We start from the raw sequence: 18,822 nt of genomic DNA on the forward strand, positions 1-18,822 counted from the left end.
CCGCGACCGAAAGCCTCTTGGTTCACTCGATGAGGGACCTGAGGTATCCACAGAGGTGGATTTCTCCACAGAACGCCAGGCCTCACTGGTTCGCGACCCCGAAGACATGGGAGGCTCTGTTCATTGCGAGCCTGAAGTCGAGGAGAGTGAATCCTTGCGGTCCGACGCCAACATCGCGGGACCGATGACCGATCCGGTCCCCGGTCCCCGTACCGAGTCGATGGGGGCGGATGTTTCACGTGAAACACCGCCTCCGATGGACGACACTCCCATCGGTCGTGCTGCCCAACTGGCGGTGGAGGCTCTGGGGCGTGCCGGTGAAGGCCTGCCACGGCCCGAGCAGACGCGCATCATCGTGGTCGCCAATCAGAAGGGCGGTGTGGGGAAGACGACGACGACCGTCAACCTCGCCGCATCGCTGGCGCTGCACGGTGGCCGGGTCCTGGTGGTCGACCTCGACCCGCAGGGCAACGCCTCGACAGCCCTGGGTATCGACCATCACGCCGAAGTCCCTTCGATCTACGACGTGTTGGTCGACAGCAAGCCGCTCTCCGAGGTTGTCCAGCCGGTCCCCGATGTCGAGGGGCTCTTCTGCGCCCCCGCCACCATCGATCTCGCCGGTGCGGAGATCGAGCTGGTGTCCCTGGTGGCACGAGAGAGCAGGCTGCAGCGCGCGATCCAGGCGTACGAACAGCCGCTGGACTACATCCTCATCGACTGCCCGCCCTCACTCGGTCTTCTGACGGTCAATGCCCTCGTGGCGGGCCAGGAAGTTCTGATCCCCATCCAGTGCGAGTACTACGCACTGGAAGGCCTCGGGCAGTTGCTGCGCAACGTCGACCTGGTGCGGGGGCACCTCAACCCCGCCCTGCATGTGTCGACCATCCTGCTCACCATGTACGACGGCCGGACGCGACTCGCGTCCCAGGTCGCGGAAGAGGTGCGCACCCACTTCGGTGACGAGGTACTGCGGACGAGCATCCCCCGCTCCGTCCGTATCTCGGAGGCGCCGAGTTATGGGCAGACGGTACTGACCTACGATCCTGGATCGAGTGGTGCCCTCTCCTATCTTGAGGCGGCACGAGAGATCGCGCTGAAGGGCGTCGGCATCAGCTATGACGCGACGCACGCCCATATCGGCGTACAGCAGAACGACCCGAGCATGGTGGAGGGCATCCAGTGAGCGAGCGACGGAGGGGGCTGGGCCGTGGTCTCGGCGCACTGATCCCTGCCGCACCGACGGAGAAGTCGGTGGCCCAGGCCGCGGCAGGGAACGCTGTGTCCACGTCCCCCGCGGCAGTGCCTGTGCTGCCGAACGACCGTGGGGTGGCCGCGGCGAAGGTAGCAACGCTGCCGCCTGTTTCACGTGAAACAGAGGAGCCGACGCAGTCGACTGCTCCTGCCCCGCCTGCAGCACCCATCGGCGCGCACTTCGCCGAGATTCCCCTCGACTCCATCGCGCCGAACCCGCGTCAGCCGCGTGATGTCTTCGACGAGGACGCGCTGGCCGAGCTCATCACCTCCATCAAGGAAGTGGGGCTCCTCCAGCCGGTCGTCGTACGGCAGGTGGGTCCCGGCCGCTACGAGCTCATCATGGGCGAGCGCCGCTGGAGGGCCTGTCGTGAGGCGGGGCTGGAGGCGATCCCGGCCATCGTGCGCGCCACGGAGGACGAGAAGCTCCTCTTGGACGCCCTGCTGGAGAACCTGCACCGCGCCCAGTTGAACCCGCTGGAAGAGGCAGCCGCCTACGACCAGTTGCTGAGGGACTTCAACTGCACGCATGACCAGCTGGCGGACCGCATCGGCCGATCCCGCCCTCAGGTCTCCAACACCCTGCGTCTGCTGAAGCTCTCCCCGGCCGTGCAGCGAAGGGTCGCCGCCGGGGTTCTTTCCGCCGGCCACGCGCGGGCACTGCTCTCCGTCGAGGACTCGGAGGAGCAGGACCGCCTCGCTCACCGCATTGTTGCCGAAGGGCTCTCCGTGCGGGCCGTCGAGGAGATCGTGACCTTGATGGGGTCTCGGCCCCAGAAGACTCAAAGGCCCAAGGGCCCGCGTGCCGGCGCAAGGGTCTCTCCCGCGCTGTCCGACCTCGCCACGCGGCTCTCCGACCGCTTCGAGACACGGGTGAAGGTCGACCTGGGCCAGAAGAAGGGCAAGATCACCGTCGAGTTCGCCTCGATGGAAGACCTTGAACGCATCCTCGGCTCACTCGCTCCTGGCGAGGGGCCGGTCCTGCAGAAGAGTCTCCTGGAGGGTGACTCCGAGGAGAACGATCCTGAGCCTCCGGCGTAGGAACCTCCGCAGTGCGAGAGACGGAGCGGGCGATGTCCGGTGTGTGCCGGAACATGGCCCGCTCTGTTCCTTTCTGGCGGTATCGATGGAATCGCATCGTGGATACGATGCGTTGGGTACGGCGCAACCACTGGGCAGCACCTCTGAGAGGGAGGCAGGGGCCATGCGAACCATAAGGCGCACCGGTTTGGTGAGCGCCGGTTTGGGGCTGGGAGCAGTCGGTGGATTCATCGGCAGTCTCCTCAGAGAACGGAGTGCGCTGACAGCCGCCCGCGACGCGGCGGCGGGCGAAGGAAGCGAGGAACAGCCTTCATGGGCCGCCGGCTCGTACCGCTCACGCTGGACAACCTCCAGGACCTTCCCAAGCGTTGTCGCTCGTGTGTCTTCTGGGAACTCGACCCAGTCAGCGGTGAGGCCGCGGTAGAGACGGGCACGTCCGCTTCGGAGAAGGAAGCCTGGATCTCGGCGGTTCTGCTGGACTGGGGCTCCTGCGGGCGGGTCGTGTATGTCGACGACGTGCCAGTGGGCTTCGTGCTTTACGCCCCGCCCGCCTACGTTCCCCGCTCCACGGCGTTTCCCACCAGCCCCGTCTCGCCCGACGCGGTGCAGTTGATGACCGCGTTCATCGTTCCCGGTTACCAGGGACAGGGGCTCGGGCGGGTGATGGTGCAGACGGTCGCCAAGGATCTTCTGCGGCGCGGCTTCAAGGCCATCGAAGCCTTCGGAGACGTGCGCTGGAAGGAACCTGCCTGCGTCCTGCCCGCAGACCACCTTCTGGCTGTCGGCTTCAAGACGGTCCGCCAGCACCCCACTCACCCCCGACTGAGGCTGGAACTGAGGTCGACGCTCTCCTGGAAGGAAGACGTCGAGATGGCACTGGACCGACTCTTGGGAGCCGTGCAGAAAGAGCCGGCGCTGCGACCGCTGTAGTGCAGTCAAACGAAATGGGCCAACCCGGAGGGGTTGGCCCATTCGTGTTTCACGTGAAACATGCGCCGTCGGTGCGACGGCTCAGCCGATTCACTCGGCGATGAACTCCTCGAGGTCGCGAACGATCGCGGCCTTCGGCTTCGCGCCCACGATGGTCTTGGCGACCTCGCCACCCTGGTAGACGTTCAGGGTCGGGATGGACATGACGCCGTACTTGGCGGCCGTACCCGGGTTCTCGTCGATGTTCAGCTTGACGATCTCGATCTTGTCGCCGTACTCGGAGGCGATCGCCTCGAGGGAGGGGGCGATCTGGCGGCACGGACCGCACCAGGCGGCCCAGAAGTCCACCAGAACAGGCTTGTCGCTCTTGAGGACATCCTGCTCGAAGGAGTCGTCAGTCACATTCTTCAGGGTGCCGGCCACGGCGGGCTCCTTAACTGGTTGGTGCGTGGGGCGGGTAGGGGGAGGTCAGACGGAGGTCTTCTCGGGCTCGGGCTGCTCCTCGTCCGCCAGGGCGGCGAGGTAGCGCTCGGCGTCGAGAGCTGCGGAACAGCCGGTCCCGGCCGCGGTGATCGCCTGACGGTAGGTGTGGTCGACCACGTCGCCCGCACCGAAGACACCGGTCAGGTTCGTGCGCGTCGACGGTGCCTGCACCTTCAGGTACCCCTCTTCGTCCAGGTCGAGCTGACCCTTGAAGAGTTCGGTGCGCGGGTCGTGGCCGATGGCGATGAAGAGTCCGGTGACCGGCAGGTCCGAGAGCTCACCGGTCTTGAGGTTGCGCAGCTTCAGACCCGAGAGCTTCGGGTCGCCCTGGATTTCGGCGACCTCGCTGTCCCAGACGAAGGAGATCTTCGGGTCGGCGAAGGCGCGCTCCTGCATCGCCTTGGAGGCGCGCAGAGTGTCACGACGGTGGACGATGGTCACGGACTTGGCGAACCGCGAGAGGAAGGTCGCCTCCTCCATCGCGGTGTCGCCGCCACCGATCACGGCGATGTCCTGGTCCTTGAAGAAGAACCCGTCACAGGTGGCGCACCAGGACACGCCACGGCCGGAGAGGGCGTCCTCGTTCGGCAGACCGAGCTTGCGGTGCTGTGAGCCGGTGGCGACGATGACGGCCTTCGCCTGGTGCACGGTGCCCGCCGTGTCCGTGACGGTCTTGATCTCACCGCTCAGGTCGACGGCCACGATGTCGTCCGGGACCAGTTCGGCTCCAAAGCGCTCCGACTGGGCGCGCATGTTGTCCATGAGCTCGGGGCCCATGATGCCGTCCTGGAAGCCCGGGAAGTTCTCGACGTCGGTGGTGTTCATGAGCGCACCACCAGCGGTGACGGCGCCCTCGAACACCAGGGGCTTCAGCGACGCGCGCGCGGTGTAGAGCGCCGCCGTGTAGCCGGCGGGCCCGGAGCCGATGATGATCACGTTACGGACGTCGCTCACGGCTTGATTCCTCGTCTCTGGACTGCGTCGTTCGACCGGTGGGAGCGTCTCTAGGACCTCTCACCCCACCCAACGGATCCTAAGGGGCGCGCATTCCCACTGTGTCCGGGCACACGGAGATGCGGCACCAAGCGGTGATCCTGGGGCGAAGACGAGCGCTCGCTCAGACGGAGGGGTAGGTGCGCTCCAGGAGCACCTCGCCGGTGGCGGTGGACGGCGTGTGATCCACGCACGTCGCGTCGACGATGTAGGCGGTGACCCGAGTGGCGTCGGAAGGGTCGGGAAGCAGCACGAGCATGGCCTTCTTCCCTTGGTAGACGCCGTTCTCGGTGGCCAGTGCCGGATCATCCCGCCCGATGCCCTCGCGGACGCAGCCGGGCACCACGGGTTCCTTGGATACCTTGGGCTGATTGGTGCCGGGGGCCGTCGCCGCGCCGAAGGGGGTGCGAGAGCCGCCACCCTTGGCCTTGTCCTGGGCCAGGAGGTCGGTGACCTGCTTCTGCAGCTTTCCTTCGGAGAAGGTGTCCGCGGCGGTGGTCTGCCGTCCGCCTGCCGACTCATGAGAGGGCTTGTTGTCGCCGAGGGATGACAGCAGGACGGAGCCCAGCCCCAGGGCGGCCACCGTGAAGACGGTTCCCAGGACGGCGACCCTGTGGCGTCCCATGCGTGTGCGGCCCTTGCGGCCGGGACCGGTGGTGGAGGAGCGCGGGCGGCCGGCAGGCCGGTCGGCAGGTGTCGATGTTTCACGTGAAACATGCGCACCGCTGTCGTCCCCGGAGGGAGAACGGGCAGCGTCGGAACGGGGAGCACTCACCGGTTCCGGGCTCTCCGCGGACTCCGGACCGTTGGCGTTCAGCAGGGCCTCGGCGGCGAGAGCGGCATCAATACGGCCCGCGACGTCGGCGGGCATCCGCGGCGGGCCCGGCAGCGTGCCGAGCAGTCCCCGGATCTCCTCCAGGGAGGCGTACACGTCCGCGCAGAGTTCGCACGCGTCGAGGTGCCCGCGCAGATCGGTGCTCCGGGCCGGTGGGAGGAGCCCCTCGGCGAGGTCGGAGATCTCCGCGACGTCCGGGTGCCCGGCCATGTCTGTCGTCGACGTCACGCTCGTCCACCTCCGCCCTTCACAGCAGCTGAGTCGGTCGGTCCTGTGTCCGGGGGCCCCGTTCGGCGCGACCCCGCTGCGGGTGGGACGGCTGTCCCCTGCGTCCGGTTCCGTCCTCCGCCCGGGTTTTCGCCCTCCTCGCCACTGTGCGGCCGCAGGTGGGTGAGCAGCGGCAGGAGTCTGGCCCTGCCACGCGCGCATCTGCTTTTCACCGTGCCGGTGGGCACATCGAGAATCCGGGCCGCCTCCGCGACCGGGTAGCCCTGCATGTCCACCAGGACGAGCGCGGCACGCTGGTCGGCCGGCAGGGTCCCCAGGGCTTCGATGAGCTGCCGGTGGAGATCGTTGCGCTCGGCGGGGGCCGAAGCCGACTCGTGCGGCTCCAGCAGCTGCTCCAGGCGCTCGGTGTCGTCCACGGGGGAGGTCTTCCGGGAAGCCGCTTTGCGGGCGCGGTCCAGGCAGGCGTTCACCGTGATCCTGTGCAGCCATGTCGTGACGGCCGACTGGCCCCGGAAGGTGTGGGCGGCCCGGTAGGCGGACACGAGGGCGTCCTGCACGGCGTCAGCGGCCTCCTCGCGGTCACCGAGCGTCCGCAGGGCGACCGCCCAGAGCCGGTCGCGATGCCGCCGGACGATCTCGCCGAAGGCATCGGGGTCGCCTTCGACGTGCCGTGCGAGGAGATCCTGATCACTGGCACCGCTGTGCTCGGTGCGGTCTGTCATCGGCCCCCCTCCCTCGGTCGGCTTTCAGCCCGTGAACTTCACTTCGGTGATGGCCTGCTTGTATCCCTTGTTGCTGTAGTTGGCCGGGTCGTCGCCGGAGTACGGCAGCGCAGTGAGCCAGACCAGGACGTACCGGCTCTTCACCGGCTTGTCGACGCTCACCTTGAGGGAGGTGCCGCTTGTCGTCGCGGTGCCGAGCTTCCGCATGGAGCTCAGCGGCGTCGACGAACCCAGGGAATCCGTGGCGTACAGGTCGGCCGTGGTGTGGTCGTTGCCGTACCGCAGCGACAGGGTCGCGGCGGAGATCTTCTGCTCGGATCCGAGGTCGTAGACGATGCCGACACCCGGCTTTATCACCATCTTCGGACCGTCCAGGTAGCTGCTGGTCCGCCAGGCCGTGGAAGTGTTGCCGTCATAGGTCTTGCCCACGTCGGCGGGGTGCTGGGCGTCGCCCTTGGCGACGTACTCCTCGGCGTCCTTGATGGGGATCGGCCTCGACGGCGCCGCGTTCTTGTTCTTGTCGCCGCCCTCGTGGTCTTGCGTCTTGGTCGGCTCGTCGTTCTTGCCGCCCTGGTCCATCAGCGCGTCTGCCAGCTGCCAGCTGCCGAGACCCAGCGCTGCGATCAGGAGTGCGGAGACGGCCCACTTCAGGGCCTTGCCCGTGCGGCTCTGGAGCGGGGGCGGCGGGGTCGCGATCGACGTGACACCGGGGCGCGGGGTCTGACGGCCGTAGGTGCCCTGTTGGTACGTCGTGCGCTGGTACTCGGGCGGCGCGGTGAACGCCGGCTCCGGCGGGCGGATGCGGGGCATCTCACCGATCGCCTTCACCAGCTCCTCCGGCGTGGTGCACGGCGACTCGTGCCGGGACGCGGTGGCGCCGTCGTTGACGAGCGCGCGCATGGAGAGCTCGGACAGACCGCGGTGCACACCGGCGCGCACCTGGTCGGGCGCGATCAGGCCGATGTCCTTCGGCAGGCCCGACAGGCCGTAGGCATCGCTCTCGTACGGCCAGCGCTGGGTGAGCGCCGCGTACAGCAGGGCGCCGATGGCCTCGGTGTCCGTCCGCTGCGGGGTGTCGGACGAGACGCCGCGCAGGGCGGCGTTGACCGCGAGGCCGCGGATGCGCCACTGGCCCGTCGAGGCGCGCAACACGGCGTTGGGATTCAGCCGCAGATGGGCGAGGCCCTCCCGGTGGGCGGCAGCCATGGCGGAGGAGACCTGACTGACCATCTGGTAGGCGTCGTAGGGCTCCAGGGGGCCGGAGGCGAGGAGCGTGGTCAGTTCCGTCGCGTCGGGCAGCCATTCGTGGACGACGTAGACGACGTCGTTCTCCTCCACCGCGTCCAGCACCTGGACGAAACGCGGGTCACCCAGGAGGGCGGAGGAGCGGGCGGCCGCCAGGACGGAGCGGGCCCGCGAGTGGTCCGCGGGCAGGATGTGCACGCCGACGGCACGGCGGAGCTTCTCGTCCACGGCCCGCCAACTGCTGAAACCGTCCAGACGGGTGACGCACTCCTCGAGCCGGTAGCGTCTGGCGAGCTTGTGACCGCTGTGCAGTTCGGGAGGCGAGGTCGTTCCGGCACCGTCGGTCCTGGTGCTCTCCTGTACCTCGTCGCTGTCCGTGTCCCGCTCCCGGTTCTTGGCCACCCCGTCGGCCGTGGACTGGTCCGCCTGTGCGGTCAGCGACGCCTCGTCGCTGTTGTCTGCCACGTCGACGGCAGCCGTACTCCGTTCCGCCACCGTCGTTCCTGCCTCCCCATCCATTACGCGCCGGCCGGCGTCCCATACGCGCCGAGCGACGCCGAAACCAATTGTGCCCACAGTCCGCCGCTATGCACGACACGCGGTGGCTGACGATGGTTGTGCGCCTACCCCCCGCCTCAGCGTCCCAGGCGTCCGCGGACCATGCCCACCAGGGAGTTGAGCTCCTCGATGCGCATGCGGCGGGCGGCGACGAAGAAGATCCCGAGCAGCACGGCGCCGCCTGCCAGGACCGCGACGAGCGAGCCGGCGGGGCCCTGACCGAGTGTGTGGCCGATGCCGTAGCAGGCCGCGCCGCTGAGCAGGGCGGCCGGGACGGACGCGATGCACAGCCGGGCGTAAGTCCGCAGGACCCGGGCGCCGTCGAGGTCCCCGCCGAGGCGCTTGCGCAGCCGTCGCCAGGCGACGCCGACGCCGATCGCGTAGGCCAGGCCGTACGAGGCGGCCATGCCGACCACGGCCCAGCGGGACGGGATGACGAAGTAGCAGACCGCCGAGGCGCCCGCGTTGACCGCGGCCACGATGACCGTGTTGTAGAACGGGGTTCGGGTGTCCTCGTAGGCGTAGAAAGCGCGCAGGACCACGTACTGCACGGAGTACGGGATCAGGCCGAGCCCGAACGCCATCAGCATGACGCCCATGTTGGTGGCCTCGCTGGTGCCCGAGGAGCCGAACATCAGGGTGCACAGTGGGATGCCGAGGGACAGGAAGCCGAATGCGATCGGCACGATCGCGACCGCCGTGGTGCGCAGGCCCTGGGAGATGTCGTCGCGGACGGCTCCCCCGTCGCCCTCCGCCGCCGAGCGCGACAGGCGCGGCAGCAGGGCGGCCATGAGGGAGACCGTGATGATGGCCTGCGGCAGGCCCCAGATGAGCTGTGCGTTGGCGTAGGCGGAGAAGCCGGTGCCGTCGACCGGTGAGGCCTTGCCCGCCGCGGTGGACAGCTGGATGACGATCATGGCGCCGGCCTGGTTCGCGAGGACGAACAGCACCGTCCACTTGGCGAGCGTGACGGCCTTGCCGAGGCCTTGGCCCTTCCAGTCGAAGCGCAGCCGCAGCCGGAAGCCGGTCTCGCGCAGGTAGGGGATCATGGCGAGCGCCTGGACCACGAGACCGAGCAGGACGCCGATGCCGAGCAGGCGCTGGCCCTCCGGCGGGATGTTCGCGGCCTTCATCCCGGAGTCGGCCGCGGTGCCGTAGACGTAGATGAACATGCCCAGCGTCACGATGATGACGATGTTGTTCAGGACGGGGGTCCACATCATCGCGCCGAACTTGCCGCGCGCGTTGAGGATCTGGCCCATCACCACGTGGATGCCCATGAAGAAGATCGTGGGCAGGAAGTACTGGGCGAAGGTAATGGCGACCTGGTTCGCCGCCGGGTCGGTGGCGACCCCGTTGGACAGCACGCGGATCAGGAGCGGCGCGCCGAGGACCGAGAGCGCGGTGAGCCCGCCGAGCGTCACGATGACCAGGGTCAGCAGGCGGTTGGCGTACGCCTCGCCGCCGTCGTCGTCCTCCTTCATGGCACGCACGAGCTGCGGCACGAAGACGGAGTTGAGACCACCGCCGACGGTGAGGATGTAGATCATCGTCGGCAGCTGGTACGCGACCTGGAAGGTGTCACCGAGGAGGCCGACGCCCAGTGCCGACACGATCAGCGCGGAGCGGACGAAGCCCGTGAGGCGGGAGACCATCGTGCCCGCGGCCATCACGGCGCTGGACTTCATCAGGCCCGCCGCGCGGCCGCTCTTCTTCGGAGCGGGCGCGGCGTCGGGCTCAGGATCCTGTGCCGCGTCCGCGAGGGCCGGTACCGCCACGGTCTGGTCGGTGGCCGCGTACGGGCCCTGCGGTGCGTAGGGGCCTTGTGCCGTCTGCCCTGGAGCCGCGGACGGGCCGGGGACGGAGGGCGACTCGTAGGACGGGTGACCGCTGCTCTGCTGCTGGTCGCGGAAGAGATGCGCGAACGCGTCCGGTTCCTGGCGCGGCTCGCCCGCCTGGGAGACGAGATCGTCCACGCCCACGAACTGGGTGGTGCGGGGATCGTCGCCGTACGGCAGATGCCGCGTCGGGCCCTCCGGCTCCGGGGCGGGCGTCTGTGCCCACACCTGCGGGTCGGGCGCGTACGGCGACTGCGCGGGCGGCCCGTACATCTTCTGCTGCGGCCGGTACGTGCCGGGAGCGGGCGGCGGGTGCGCGGCGCGGTCGTAGTGCGCCTCGCCTGCCGGGTCCTGCGCGGCGGGGTCCTGAGCGCGGTAGGGGTCCTGTCCGTAGGGGTCCTGACCGTAAGGGTCCTGACCGTAGGGATCCTGACCGTAGGCGTCCTGGAGGTAGATGTCCGTGGGCGGTTGCGGCGGCACCTGGCCGTGCTCGGGCGGTGAGCCCTCGGGCCCGCCCGCATCGGGGTAGCCCGAGCTGCCCGCGGCACGGCCGCGGTCACCGTCGTACGGCGCGTTCATGGTTACCCCACCTCATCGTCCCGGGCCCACCGGCCACGATTTCTCAACGGTCCACTCTCTCACCCGTGCCGGACGGGTCGGCGCTTTCCGCTGCGGTGTCCGGGGCCGGGTCACTCGGCTGCTCAGGGGTGTCCGCCCGCGAGCCGGCGCCGGACTCCTCATCCAGACGTGCGCCGGAGACCTCCGGGTTCCGCGAAGCGTCGGCCCGGCTCTGCGGCTCGTCGACCTCGTCGTCCGCCTCCGTGGTCTCGCCCTCGGCGGCCTCGTCCTCGGCGGCCTCACGTGCGGCGGCGCGCTTGCGCTGGGTGTACATCCGGAAGCCCGCGAGGACCAGGAGCAGGACACCACCGCCGATGACCAGCATCACGGTGGGCGTGACCTCTGTGACCCGCACGTCGAAGGTGACCGGGGCGCCGTACCTCTGGCCGTCCTCCGTGTACAGCTGGGCGACGACTTCCGCCCGGCCGTTGGCGTTGGCCGACGTGGTGAACTTCACCGACTGGGCGTGGCCACCGTTGACGGTGACGGGCTGCTCCTCGTAGGCGTCGCCGTCGATCTTGAGTCGCGTGGGGTTCTTCGACGTGAGTCGCAGCTCCAGGTGCTCGACGCCCTGCACCAGGTTGTTCTGGACGGTCACCGGGATCACGGCGCTGCGGCCGGAGAGCTTGGTCTCCGACTTCTCGATCAGCTTCACGCTGTCGATGAGCCCGTCCAGGTACGACTCGATGCCGTTGCGGTACGCCAGAGCCGCGACGTCCTTGCCGCGCCACGACGTGGACATCTCGCGGTTCATGGCCCGTCCGAAGGGGGTCACGACCCGGGACTGGCGGGTCAGGATCACCTTGAACTTGTCGAGCTTGCCCTGCGTGGTCGCGATCTGCTGGAACGCGGCCTGCGGGAGCTCCTGGGCGCGCAACGAACGGGGATACGTCGTCGGCACCTTCGTGTTGGCGGCAGGGTCAGGCTTGGCCTTGGCGGCGGCCGTGAGGTCCTGCGACTCGGACCAGTTCCCGACCTGGAGGGCCCCCAGCGCCTCGGCCATGGCCTGTGCCTGGCTCACGGACGGCATGCGCTGCGGGGCGACGACGACGCTGCGCTGCTTGCCGGTCTGCAGGCCGAGCGTCAGGCTCTGGGCCAGGAAACGCTGCACGGCGAGCGTGGAGGCGGAGGCCTTGGTCAGATCGCCCTGGAACGCCGTGGACATCCGGGAGTCCGCGACGACGGCCGTGGTGCCGCCGCCGATCGGCCGGGCAGCGGAGGGCGTGTACGACAGGTTGTCCTGGAGGCTGTCGCTGCGGGTGATCACCTTGTCGGCGCCCGCGGATGTGGCGACCTTCACGATCGACGGGTCGATGGCGCCGTCCACCGGCCACACGAAGTCCGTGGACGGTTTCACGTGGAGGATCGTGTTCACCGTGTCGTCGGCGACGTCGGTGGCCTCCTTCAGGTGGTTCAGCGAGCCGGTGACGTTCGTGCCGTTGTGGGCGAGGGAGGCCAGGTCCGGGTCGCCGAACGGCAGGGCGGCGATCTCCTCGCCGGTCACCGCCTGCTGGAGCTCGGCCAGCCAGTGCTTGGCGAGTTCCTGGTTCTTTCCAGGAGTGGTGGTGCCGTCCGCGCCGCGGACCTGGTAGCTCCGCGTCATCGCGTCGACGGACGCCAGCAGGTCCGGGTCGATCACCCAGGTGACGTCGAGGCCCTTGCCCAGCGACACCATCTGGTCGAGGCGGCCGCCCGGGGCGATCTCCCGGGCGAGCTCGTCGTCGCGGAAGACCGGGGTCTGCTGTTCGTTCGATCCCGTCTCGGCCGCCATGTGGGCGCCTGAGACGAGGGGCCACAGGAAGGTGGTCTTCGTCTTCGTGCCGGCCTCTTCCGGCTGCCACGGCAGGAACGTGCGCTGGACACCGAGAACCTGGTCCCAGGGCTGTGCCGCGCTCTCCCCGGACAGCGTGACGGCCAGCTGGTAGACGCCGTCCCGGCCGAGATCCAGCTTGTCGGCCGGCACGGAGATGCTGAAGGGCTGTGCGATGCCCGGGGTGAGCGCCGAGAACTTCTCCGTGTACTTGCCGCCGACCTTCTCGCCGGAGGGCCCTTGGAGGTGGTCGCTCTTCTTGGCCAGAGTGTCGATCGACGATCGGGTGCCGAGCGGGGGGCCCACCTGCAGGTCGACGTGGGCGCCGGTCACCGTCTGCCTGCCGTTGTTGGTGACCGTGCCCGACACGGTCACCGTGTCCCCCTCGGAGGGGGCACTGGGGCTGAGTGAATTGACCGCGACCGACACCGAGCCTGTGCCGGCGGCGGCCTGCGAGGACTCCTGCCCGGCCGCCTCCGCCGTCGTCGCGGCGGGCAACTGGAGGAGTCCGGCCAGCAGCGGTGCGCCGGCGAGCAGTGCCCCGGTGCGCCGCAGCCAGCGGCGGGCAGGTGAGGCACTGGCCCCCTGGAAGTCTGCCGCCTCGGCCACGCGCTCGTCCGTCCCTAGTCGTCGTCAGTGGTCGTCGGAATGTGCGTCCACGCATGGTAACGATGCCCGCTGAGGGGAAGTGCCGCGGTCCGCTCCACAAGATCGCGGTCGGGTGCCTCACTGTCCGGTATCGGACTCTATGGGGGAAGACGCTTCTCCACAGACCGAAAGTTCTACTTGTGCGCGTAAAGCGGGCGGGCCCCCACGCTTGCGCAGGTTGGAAATAGGAGGAGCTCACGGCGGGCCGGGCCACGTACCCTCTTCTGTTGTGCCGAATGCCAACGAAGAAACGTCCAGTGCCCTGAGCCAGGTGCAGCACCGCGCTGTGAGTGAACTGCTGCGGGTCGCCCCTGTCGCCGACGACCTCGCCCGCCGCTTCCAGGAGGCCGGGTTCTCACTTGCCCTGGTCGGCGGGTCGGTACGGGACGCGCTGCTGGGTCGGCTCGGCAACGATCTGGATTTCACGACCGACGCACGCCCTGAGGACGTCCTCAAGATCGTCCGCCCCTGGGCGGACGCCGTGTGGGAGGTCGGGATCGCCTTCGGCACGGTGGGTGCGCACAAGGGCGGCTACCAGATCGAGGTGACCACCTACCGCTCCGAGGCCTACGACCGCACCTCGCGCAAGCCCGAGGTGTCGTACGGGGACTCCATCGAGGAGGACCTCGTCCGCCGCGACTTCACGGTGAACGCGATGGCGGTGGCGCTGCCGGAGAAGGAGTTCGTCGACCCGCACGGCGGGCTCGAAGACCTCGCGGCGCGGGTGCTGCGCACTCCGGGGACCCCTGAGGAGTCGTTCTCGGACGACCCGCTGCGGATGATGAGGGCCGCGCGCTTCGCGGCTCAGCTCGACTTCGAAGTCGCCCCCGAGGTCGTTACGGCGATGACGGAGATGGCCGGACGTATCGAGATCGTCTCGGCCGAGCGGGTGCGGGACGAACTGAACAAGCTGATCCTCTCCCAGCAGCCGCGCAAGGGCCTGACGCTGCTCGTCGAGACGGGCCTGGCCGAACGCGTGGTGCCCGAGCTGCCGGCCCTGCGCCTGGAGCGTGACGAGCACCACCGTCACAAGGACGTCTACGACCACTCGCTGATCGTCCTGGAGCAGGCGATGGCGCTGGAGGAGGACGGTCCCGACCTGACCCTCCGCCTGGCTGCCCTGCTGCACGACATCGGCAAGCCGCGCACGCGCCGCTTCGAGAAGGACGGCCGGGTCTCGTTCCATCACCATGAGGTGGTCGGGGCGAAGATGACCAAGAAGCGCATGACGGCTCTGAAGTACTCCAACGAGCTGGTGAAGGACGTCTCACGTCTGGTCGAACTCCACCTGCGCTTTCACGGGTACGGCACCGGCGAATGGACGGACTCGGCGGTCCGCCGCTACGTCCGTGATGCCGGCCCGCTCCTCGATCGCCTCCACAAGCTGACCCGCTCGGACTGCACGACCCGCAACAAGCGCAAGGCGGCGGCTCTGTCCCGGGCCTACGACGGGCTGGAGGAGCGGATCGCCAAGCTGCAGGAGCAGGAGGAGCTGGACTCGATCCGTCCGGACCTCGACGGCAACCAGATCATGGAGATCCTCGGCGTGGGCCCTGGTCCGGTCATCGGCCGTGCGTACCAGCACATGCTGGAGTTGCGCCTGGAGAACGGGCCCATGCAGCCCGACGCCGCGGTGGCCGCGCTCAAGGAGTGGTGGGCCGGGCAGGAGAGCTGAGGCTGTGAAACGGGGTCATGTTTCACGTGAAACATGACCCCGCCGGAGGCCTGCCACCTGCCGGACATAGCTCGAGGGGCGCTGTTTCACGTGAAACAGCGCCCCTCGGTGCGTCTGCCTACTTCTTGTAGTCCTTCAGGCAGAGCAGGAAGTCCTTGCCGTCACCACTCTCGGTGTACGTGTACTGGAAGTCCTTGGCTTCCGCCTCGCACTTGCTCGAAGCCAGGGTGTCCGTGAGGAACGAGCCCTCGATCTTGGCCAGCACCTTGTACTGGGCCTTCGCGTCGTCGCACTTCACGACCTCGAGGTCCGGGTTGTTGTCGCTGGTGCTGCCACGGTGCATGCAGTCGCCGACGGAGGCCGTGTTGGCGTCGTCTCGGCTGGTCATGTAACCGACGATGGCGATGGCGGCCACGGCGATGACCACGACTATGTTCTTGATCGTCTTGAAGCTGAGCTTGCGGCCGGACGGCTGCGGGGGGACCGGAGCGTACGGAGCCGCGCCCTGGGGCGGGAAGCCGGGCTGCCCGGGCTGCTGCGGGTAACCGCCCTGGGGCGGGAATGGAGCCTGGGGAGCAGCCGCGGGCTGGTTCTGCGCGAACGGATTGCCCTGGGGCGGCGGAGTAGTCACTGGGGGTCCCCCTCGAACATGGTGAGTGACGCGAACATGTCGCGAATAAGACTCACGTAAGGTAGCGGGCCCCACTGACAACGCAGTAGCCAGAAGTGGCTCTGTGTCATTGATGTGACACTTACTGGCGGCCAAAGCGGGTCATAGATACAGCTACTGCCGCGTAGATAACGGCGATCGTGATCACCAGGGGCGCCGATCGGCCGTCCGGTGGCAGCATCAGGGCCGCGACCGCGGCCGCGCCGACGAAGAAGACGTTGAAGAGGACGTCGTACACCGAGAAGATCCGGCCACGGAAGCCGTCCTCCACCGAGGACTGGACGATGGTGTCGGTGGCGATCTTCGCGCCCTGAGTCGTCAGCCCCAGAACGAACGCCGCGGCCAGCAGGGGGGCGGTGGCGAACGGCAGCCCGAGAGCGGGCTCCAGCAGCGCCGCGGCGGCCGCGCACACGACGATCCAGCGGCCCGGCCCGAGCCGTCCCGCGGCCCAGGGCGTCACCACGGCCGCCGCGAAGAACCCCGCCCCGGAGACGCCCAACGCCAGCCCCAGCAGGGCCAGTCCGTCGTCCGTGGTCGAGGTGAGGGCGTACCGGCACAACATCAGCAGCATGACCAGCAGGGCGCCGTAGCAGAACCGCATCAGCGACATCGCCGCAAGGGCCCAGGCGGCCTCCCGGCGCTGGGGGGCGGCCAGGTGGCGTACACCTGCCGCCAGATCGCGGGCGGTGCCCGTGAGGGCCGTCCCGATCTGCTCGCGTGGCAAGGGCCGGTCAGGGCCGAGGAGTTCCCGCGCCATGCTCAGCGACGCCAGGGCCGCGCACAGGTACAGCCCGGCCCCCACGAGCACCACCGCGGCGTCCGAGTCCGCCACCGCCAGGCGTACGACGAAGGCGAGTCCGCCGCCGGCGGTCGCCGCCAGCGTTCCGGCGGTCGGTGACAGGGAGTTGGCGATGACCAGGCGATCGGCGTCGACCACACGCGGCAGCGCGGCGGACAGGCCTGAAAGGACGAAGCGGTTGACGGCGGTGACGCACAGAGCCGAGACGTAGAAGAGCCAGTCCGGAACCGGACTGAGGATCAGCACGGCCGTGGCGCAGGCCAGCAGAGCGCGCAACAGGCTCCCGTACAGCAGGACCTGACGGCGCCGCCAGCGGTCCAGCAGGACACCGGCAAAGGGGCCGACGAGGGAGTACGGAAGCAGCAGCACCGCCATCGCGGAGGCGACCGCGGCCGCCGAGGTCTGCTTCTCCGGCGAGAAGACCACGTACGCGGCGAGCGCGACCTGGTAGACGCCATCGGCACCCTGGGACAGCAGACGCACGGCGAGCAGGCGCCGGAAACCCTGGAAGCGCAACAGGACGCGCAGGTCACGGACGACGGCCATGGGGCCCAGCCTCACATACGGGGAGGGTCCCCGGGACGTACGACCCGGGGACCCTCACAGCCCTGGCAGGAGCGACTGGTTGCGGCGTGTCAGCGCTCGACCTCACCCTTGATGAACTTCTCGACGTTCTCGCGGGCCTCGTCGTCGAAGTACTGCACGGGCGGGGACTTCATGAAGTAGCTCGACGCCGACAGGATCGGGCCGCCGATGCCGCGGTCCTTGGCGATCTTCGCGGCGCGCAGGGCGTCGATGATGACGCCGGCGGAGTTCGGGGAGTCCCAGACCTCGAGCTTGTACTCCAGGTTCAGCGGGACGTCACCGAAGGCGCGGCCCTCGAGGCGGACGTAGGCCCACTTGCGGTCGTCCAGCCAGGCGACGTAGTCGGACGGGCCGATGTGGACGTTGCCCTCGCCCAGTTCGCGGTCGCGGATCTGGGAGGTGACGGCCTGCGTCTTGGAGATCTTCTTCGACTCGAGGCGGTCGCGCTCGAGCATGTTCTTGAAGTCCATGTTGCCGCCGACGTTCAGCTGCATCGTGCGGTCCAGGACGACGCCCCGGTCCTCGAACAGCTTCGCCATCACGCGGTGCGTGATGGTGGCGCCCACCTGGGACTTGATGTCGTCGCCGACGATCGGGACGCCCGCCTCGGTGAACTTGTCCGCCCACTCCTTGGTGCCGGCGATGAAGACCGGAAGGGCGTTGACGAAGGCGACCTTGGCGTCGATGGCGCACTGGGCGTAGAACTTCGCCGCGTCCTCGGAGCCGACGGGCAGGTAGCAGACGAGGACGTCGACCTGCTTGTCCTTGAGGACCTGGACGACGTCGGCCGGCTCCTCGGCGGACTCCTCGATGGTCTCGCGGTAGTACTTACCGAGGCCGTCGAGGGTGTGGCCGCGCTGGACCGTCACACCGGTGCTGGGCACGTCGCAGATCTTGATCGTGTTGTTCTCGGAGGCGCCGATGGCGTCCGCCAGGTCGAGGCCGACCTTCTTGGCGTCCACGTCGAACGCGGCGACGAACTCGACGTCGCTGACGTGGTAGTCGCCGAACTGGACGTGCATCAGGCCCGGCACCTTGGACGCCGGGTCGGCGTCCTTGTAGTACTCGACTCCCTGTACCAGCGATGCGGCGCAGTTGCCCACACCGACGATGGCTACGCGAACCGAACCCATTCCGGTTGCTCCCTGTGTGTACGAGTGAGGCCCTGTGTGGGCTCTCACGTGGCGGTGTCGTCGGGCGTATCCGGCCGGGGGTCGTCCCCCGGCCGGGGCAGGACGCCCGGCGTTCCAGATGTGGTGTCACGCGAAGCGGGCTCTCCGGTGGCCGGACCCTTGAGGTCCCGCCCCGCCCGCTCGCTCTCGATGAGCTCGTTCAGCCAGCGCACCTCGCGCTCCACGGACTCCATCCCGTGACGCTGGAGCTCGAGCGTGTAGTCGTCGAGGCGCTCCCGGGTCCGGGCCAGGGAAGCGCTCATCTTCTCCAGCCGCTCCTCCAGCCGGCTGCGGCGGCCCTCCAGCACGCGCATACGGACATCGCGTGAGGTTTGCCCGAAGAAGGCGAAACGGGCTGCGAAGGTTTCGTCCTCGTACGCGTCGGGCCCGGTCTGCGAGAGCAGCTCCTCGAAGTGCTCCTTGCCCTCCGCCGTCAGCCGGTAGACGATCTTGGCGCGGCGCCCCGTGAGGGGGGCGGCGAGGGCGTCCTCGGTGGTGCTGCCCGTTTCCTCGATCAACCAGCCGTTGGCGACCAGCGTCTTGAGGCAGGGATAGAGCGTCCCGTAGCTGAACGCACGGAACACACCCAGCGATGTGTTGAGCCGTTTGCGCAGCTCATAGCCGTGCATCGGAGATTCGCGGAGCAGGCCGAGGACGGCGAACTCGAGGATGCCGGAACGCCGGCTCATCGTCGCCTCCTCCCGCCGCGGTGCGCGTGTAT

The 18,822-nt window shown here is 68.7% G+C and carries 15 protein-coding genes; 4 read left to right on the top strand and 11 right to left on the bottom strand.

Features of this window, described 5'->3' with window-relative positions; genetic code table 11:
• The first annotated feature begins 106 nt into the window (after positions 1–106).
• The 3 genes from ACFY5B_RS02085 to ACFY5B_RS02095 all read left to right on the top strand — a co-directional run bounded on the left by ACFY5B_RS02085 (position 107) and on the right by ACFY5B_RS02095 (position 3,222).
• A complete protein-coding gene (locus ACFY5B_RS02085; protein WP_344460899.1) occupies positions 107–1,183 on the top strand; it encodes a ParA family protein in 1,077 nt (358 codons plus the stop codon).
• On the top strand, positions 1,180–2,292 hold the full coding sequence (locus ACFY5B_RS02090; RefSeq protein ID WP_389963162.1) for a ParB/RepB/Spo0J family partition protein: 1,113 nt from the start codon (positions 1,180–1,182) through the stop codon (positions 2,290–2,292). Before ACFY5B_RS02085 ends, ACFY5B_RS02090 begins: the two co-directional genes overlap by 4 nt.
• 312 nt (positions 2,293–2,604) lie before the next feature.
• On the top strand, positions 2,605–3,222 hold the full coding sequence (locus tag ACFY5B_RS02095; RefSeq protein WP_389963165.1) for a GNAT family N-acetyltransferase: 618 nt from the start codon (positions 2,605–2,607) through the stop codon (positions 3,220–3,222).
• Positions 3,223–3,312: 90 nt separating this feature from the next.
• On the opposite strand, the gene trxA is transcribed toward ACFY5B_RS02095, so the two are convergent.
• From trxA to ACFY5B_RS02130, 7 genes are all read right to left on the bottom strand, one after another.
• Positions 3,313–3,645, bottom strand: coding sequence for a thioredoxin (gene trxA, locus ACFY5B_RS02100; RefSeq protein ID WP_030847066.1), 333 nt, complete (start codon positions 3,643–3,645; stop codon positions 3,313–3,315).
• 45 nt (positions 3,646–3,690) lie between these two features.
• Positions 3,691–4,659 (bottom strand): thioredoxin-disulfide reductase, encoded by a 969-nt coding sequence (gene trxB / locus ACFY5B_RS02105; protein WP_389963168.1) that lies wholly within the window; start codon positions 4,657–4,659, stop codon positions 3,691–3,693.
• A gap of 163 nt (positions 4,660–4,822) precedes the next feature.
• Positions 4,823–5,761, bottom strand: coding sequence for an anti-sigma factor family protein (locus ACFY5B_RS02110; RefSeq protein WP_389963171.1), 939 nt, complete (start codon positions 5,759–5,761; stop codon positions 4,823–4,825).
• Entirely contained in the window at positions 5,758–6,483 is a 726-nt protein-coding gene (gene sigM / locus ACFY5B_RS02115) for an RNA polymerase sigma factor SigM (RefSeq protein ID WP_389963174.1), read from the bottom strand. Before sigM ends, ACFY5B_RS02110 begins: the two co-directional genes overlap by 4 nt.
• Positions 6,484–6,507: 24 nt before the next feature.
• The gene (locus ACFY5B_RS02120; protein WP_389963177.1) at positions 6,508–8,223 is read right to left on the bottom strand and encodes a protein kinase family protein; all 1,716 of its coding nucleotides are present in this window, start codon (positions 8,221–8,223) and stop codon (positions 6,508–6,510) included.
• Between the two features lie 140 nt (positions 8,224–8,363).
• Positions 8,364–10,703: a murein biosynthesis integral membrane protein MurJ gene (gene murJ / locus ACFY5B_RS02125; protein ID WP_389963180.1), complete on the bottom strand. Its 2,340-nt coding sequence runs from the start codon at positions 10,701–10,703 to the stop codon at positions 8,364–8,366.
• Between the two features lie 43 nt (positions 10,704–10,746).
• Positions 10,747–13,161, bottom strand: a complete 2,415-nt coding sequence (locus ACFY5B_RS02130; RefSeq protein WP_389963183.1) for a DUF6049 family protein — start codon at positions 13,159–13,161, stop codon at positions 10,747–10,749.
• A gap of 268 nt (positions 13,162–13,429) precedes the next feature.
• On the opposite strand from ACFY5B_RS02130, the gene ACFY5B_RS02135 reads away from it, so the two are divergent.
• Entirely contained in the window at positions 13,430–14,875 is a 1,446-nt protein-coding gene (locus ACFY5B_RS02135) for a CCA tRNA nucleotidyltransferase (RefSeq protein ID WP_389963186.1), read from the top strand.
• Between the two features lie 118 nt (positions 14,876–14,993).
• Here the strand turns inward: ACFY5B_RS02135 and ACFY5B_RS02140 are convergent, their stop codons facing one another.
• The 4 genes from ACFY5B_RS02140 to ACFY5B_RS02155 form a co-directional block, all read right to left on the bottom strand.
• Positions 14,994–15,506 carry a hypothetical protein gene (locus ACFY5B_RS02140; protein ID WP_389963189.1) on the bottom strand — a complete coding sequence of 171 codons (513 nt, stop codon included), beginning with the start codon at positions 15,504–15,506 and terminating at the stop codon, positions 14,994–14,996.
• A 121-nt stretch (positions 15,507–15,627) separates the two neighbouring features.
• On the bottom strand, positions 15,628–16,890 hold the full coding sequence (locus tag ACFY5B_RS02145; RefSeq protein WP_389963192.1) for an MFS transporter: 1,263 nt from the start codon (positions 16,888–16,890) through the stop codon (positions 15,628–15,630).
• An 89-nt stretch (positions 16,891–16,979) separates the two neighbouring features.
• Positions 16,980–18,062, bottom strand: coding sequence for an inositol-3-phosphate synthase (locus ACFY5B_RS02150; RefSeq protein WP_389963195.1), 1,083 nt, complete (start codon positions 18,060–18,062; stop codon positions 16,980–16,982).
• Between the two features lie 44 nt (positions 18,063–18,106).
• Entirely contained in the window at positions 18,107–18,790 is a 684-nt protein-coding gene (locus ACFY5B_RS02155; protein ID WP_389963198.1) for a PadR family transcriptional regulator, read from the bottom strand.
• Between the last annotated feature and the right edge of the window lie 32 nt (positions 18,791–18,822).

Origin of the sequence: Streptomyces sp. NPDC013187 (assembly GCF_042899705.1) — a bacterium.
GTDB lineage: Bacteria > Actinomycetota > Actinomycetes > Streptomycetales > Streptomycetaceae > Streptomyces > Streptomyces hawaiiensis_A.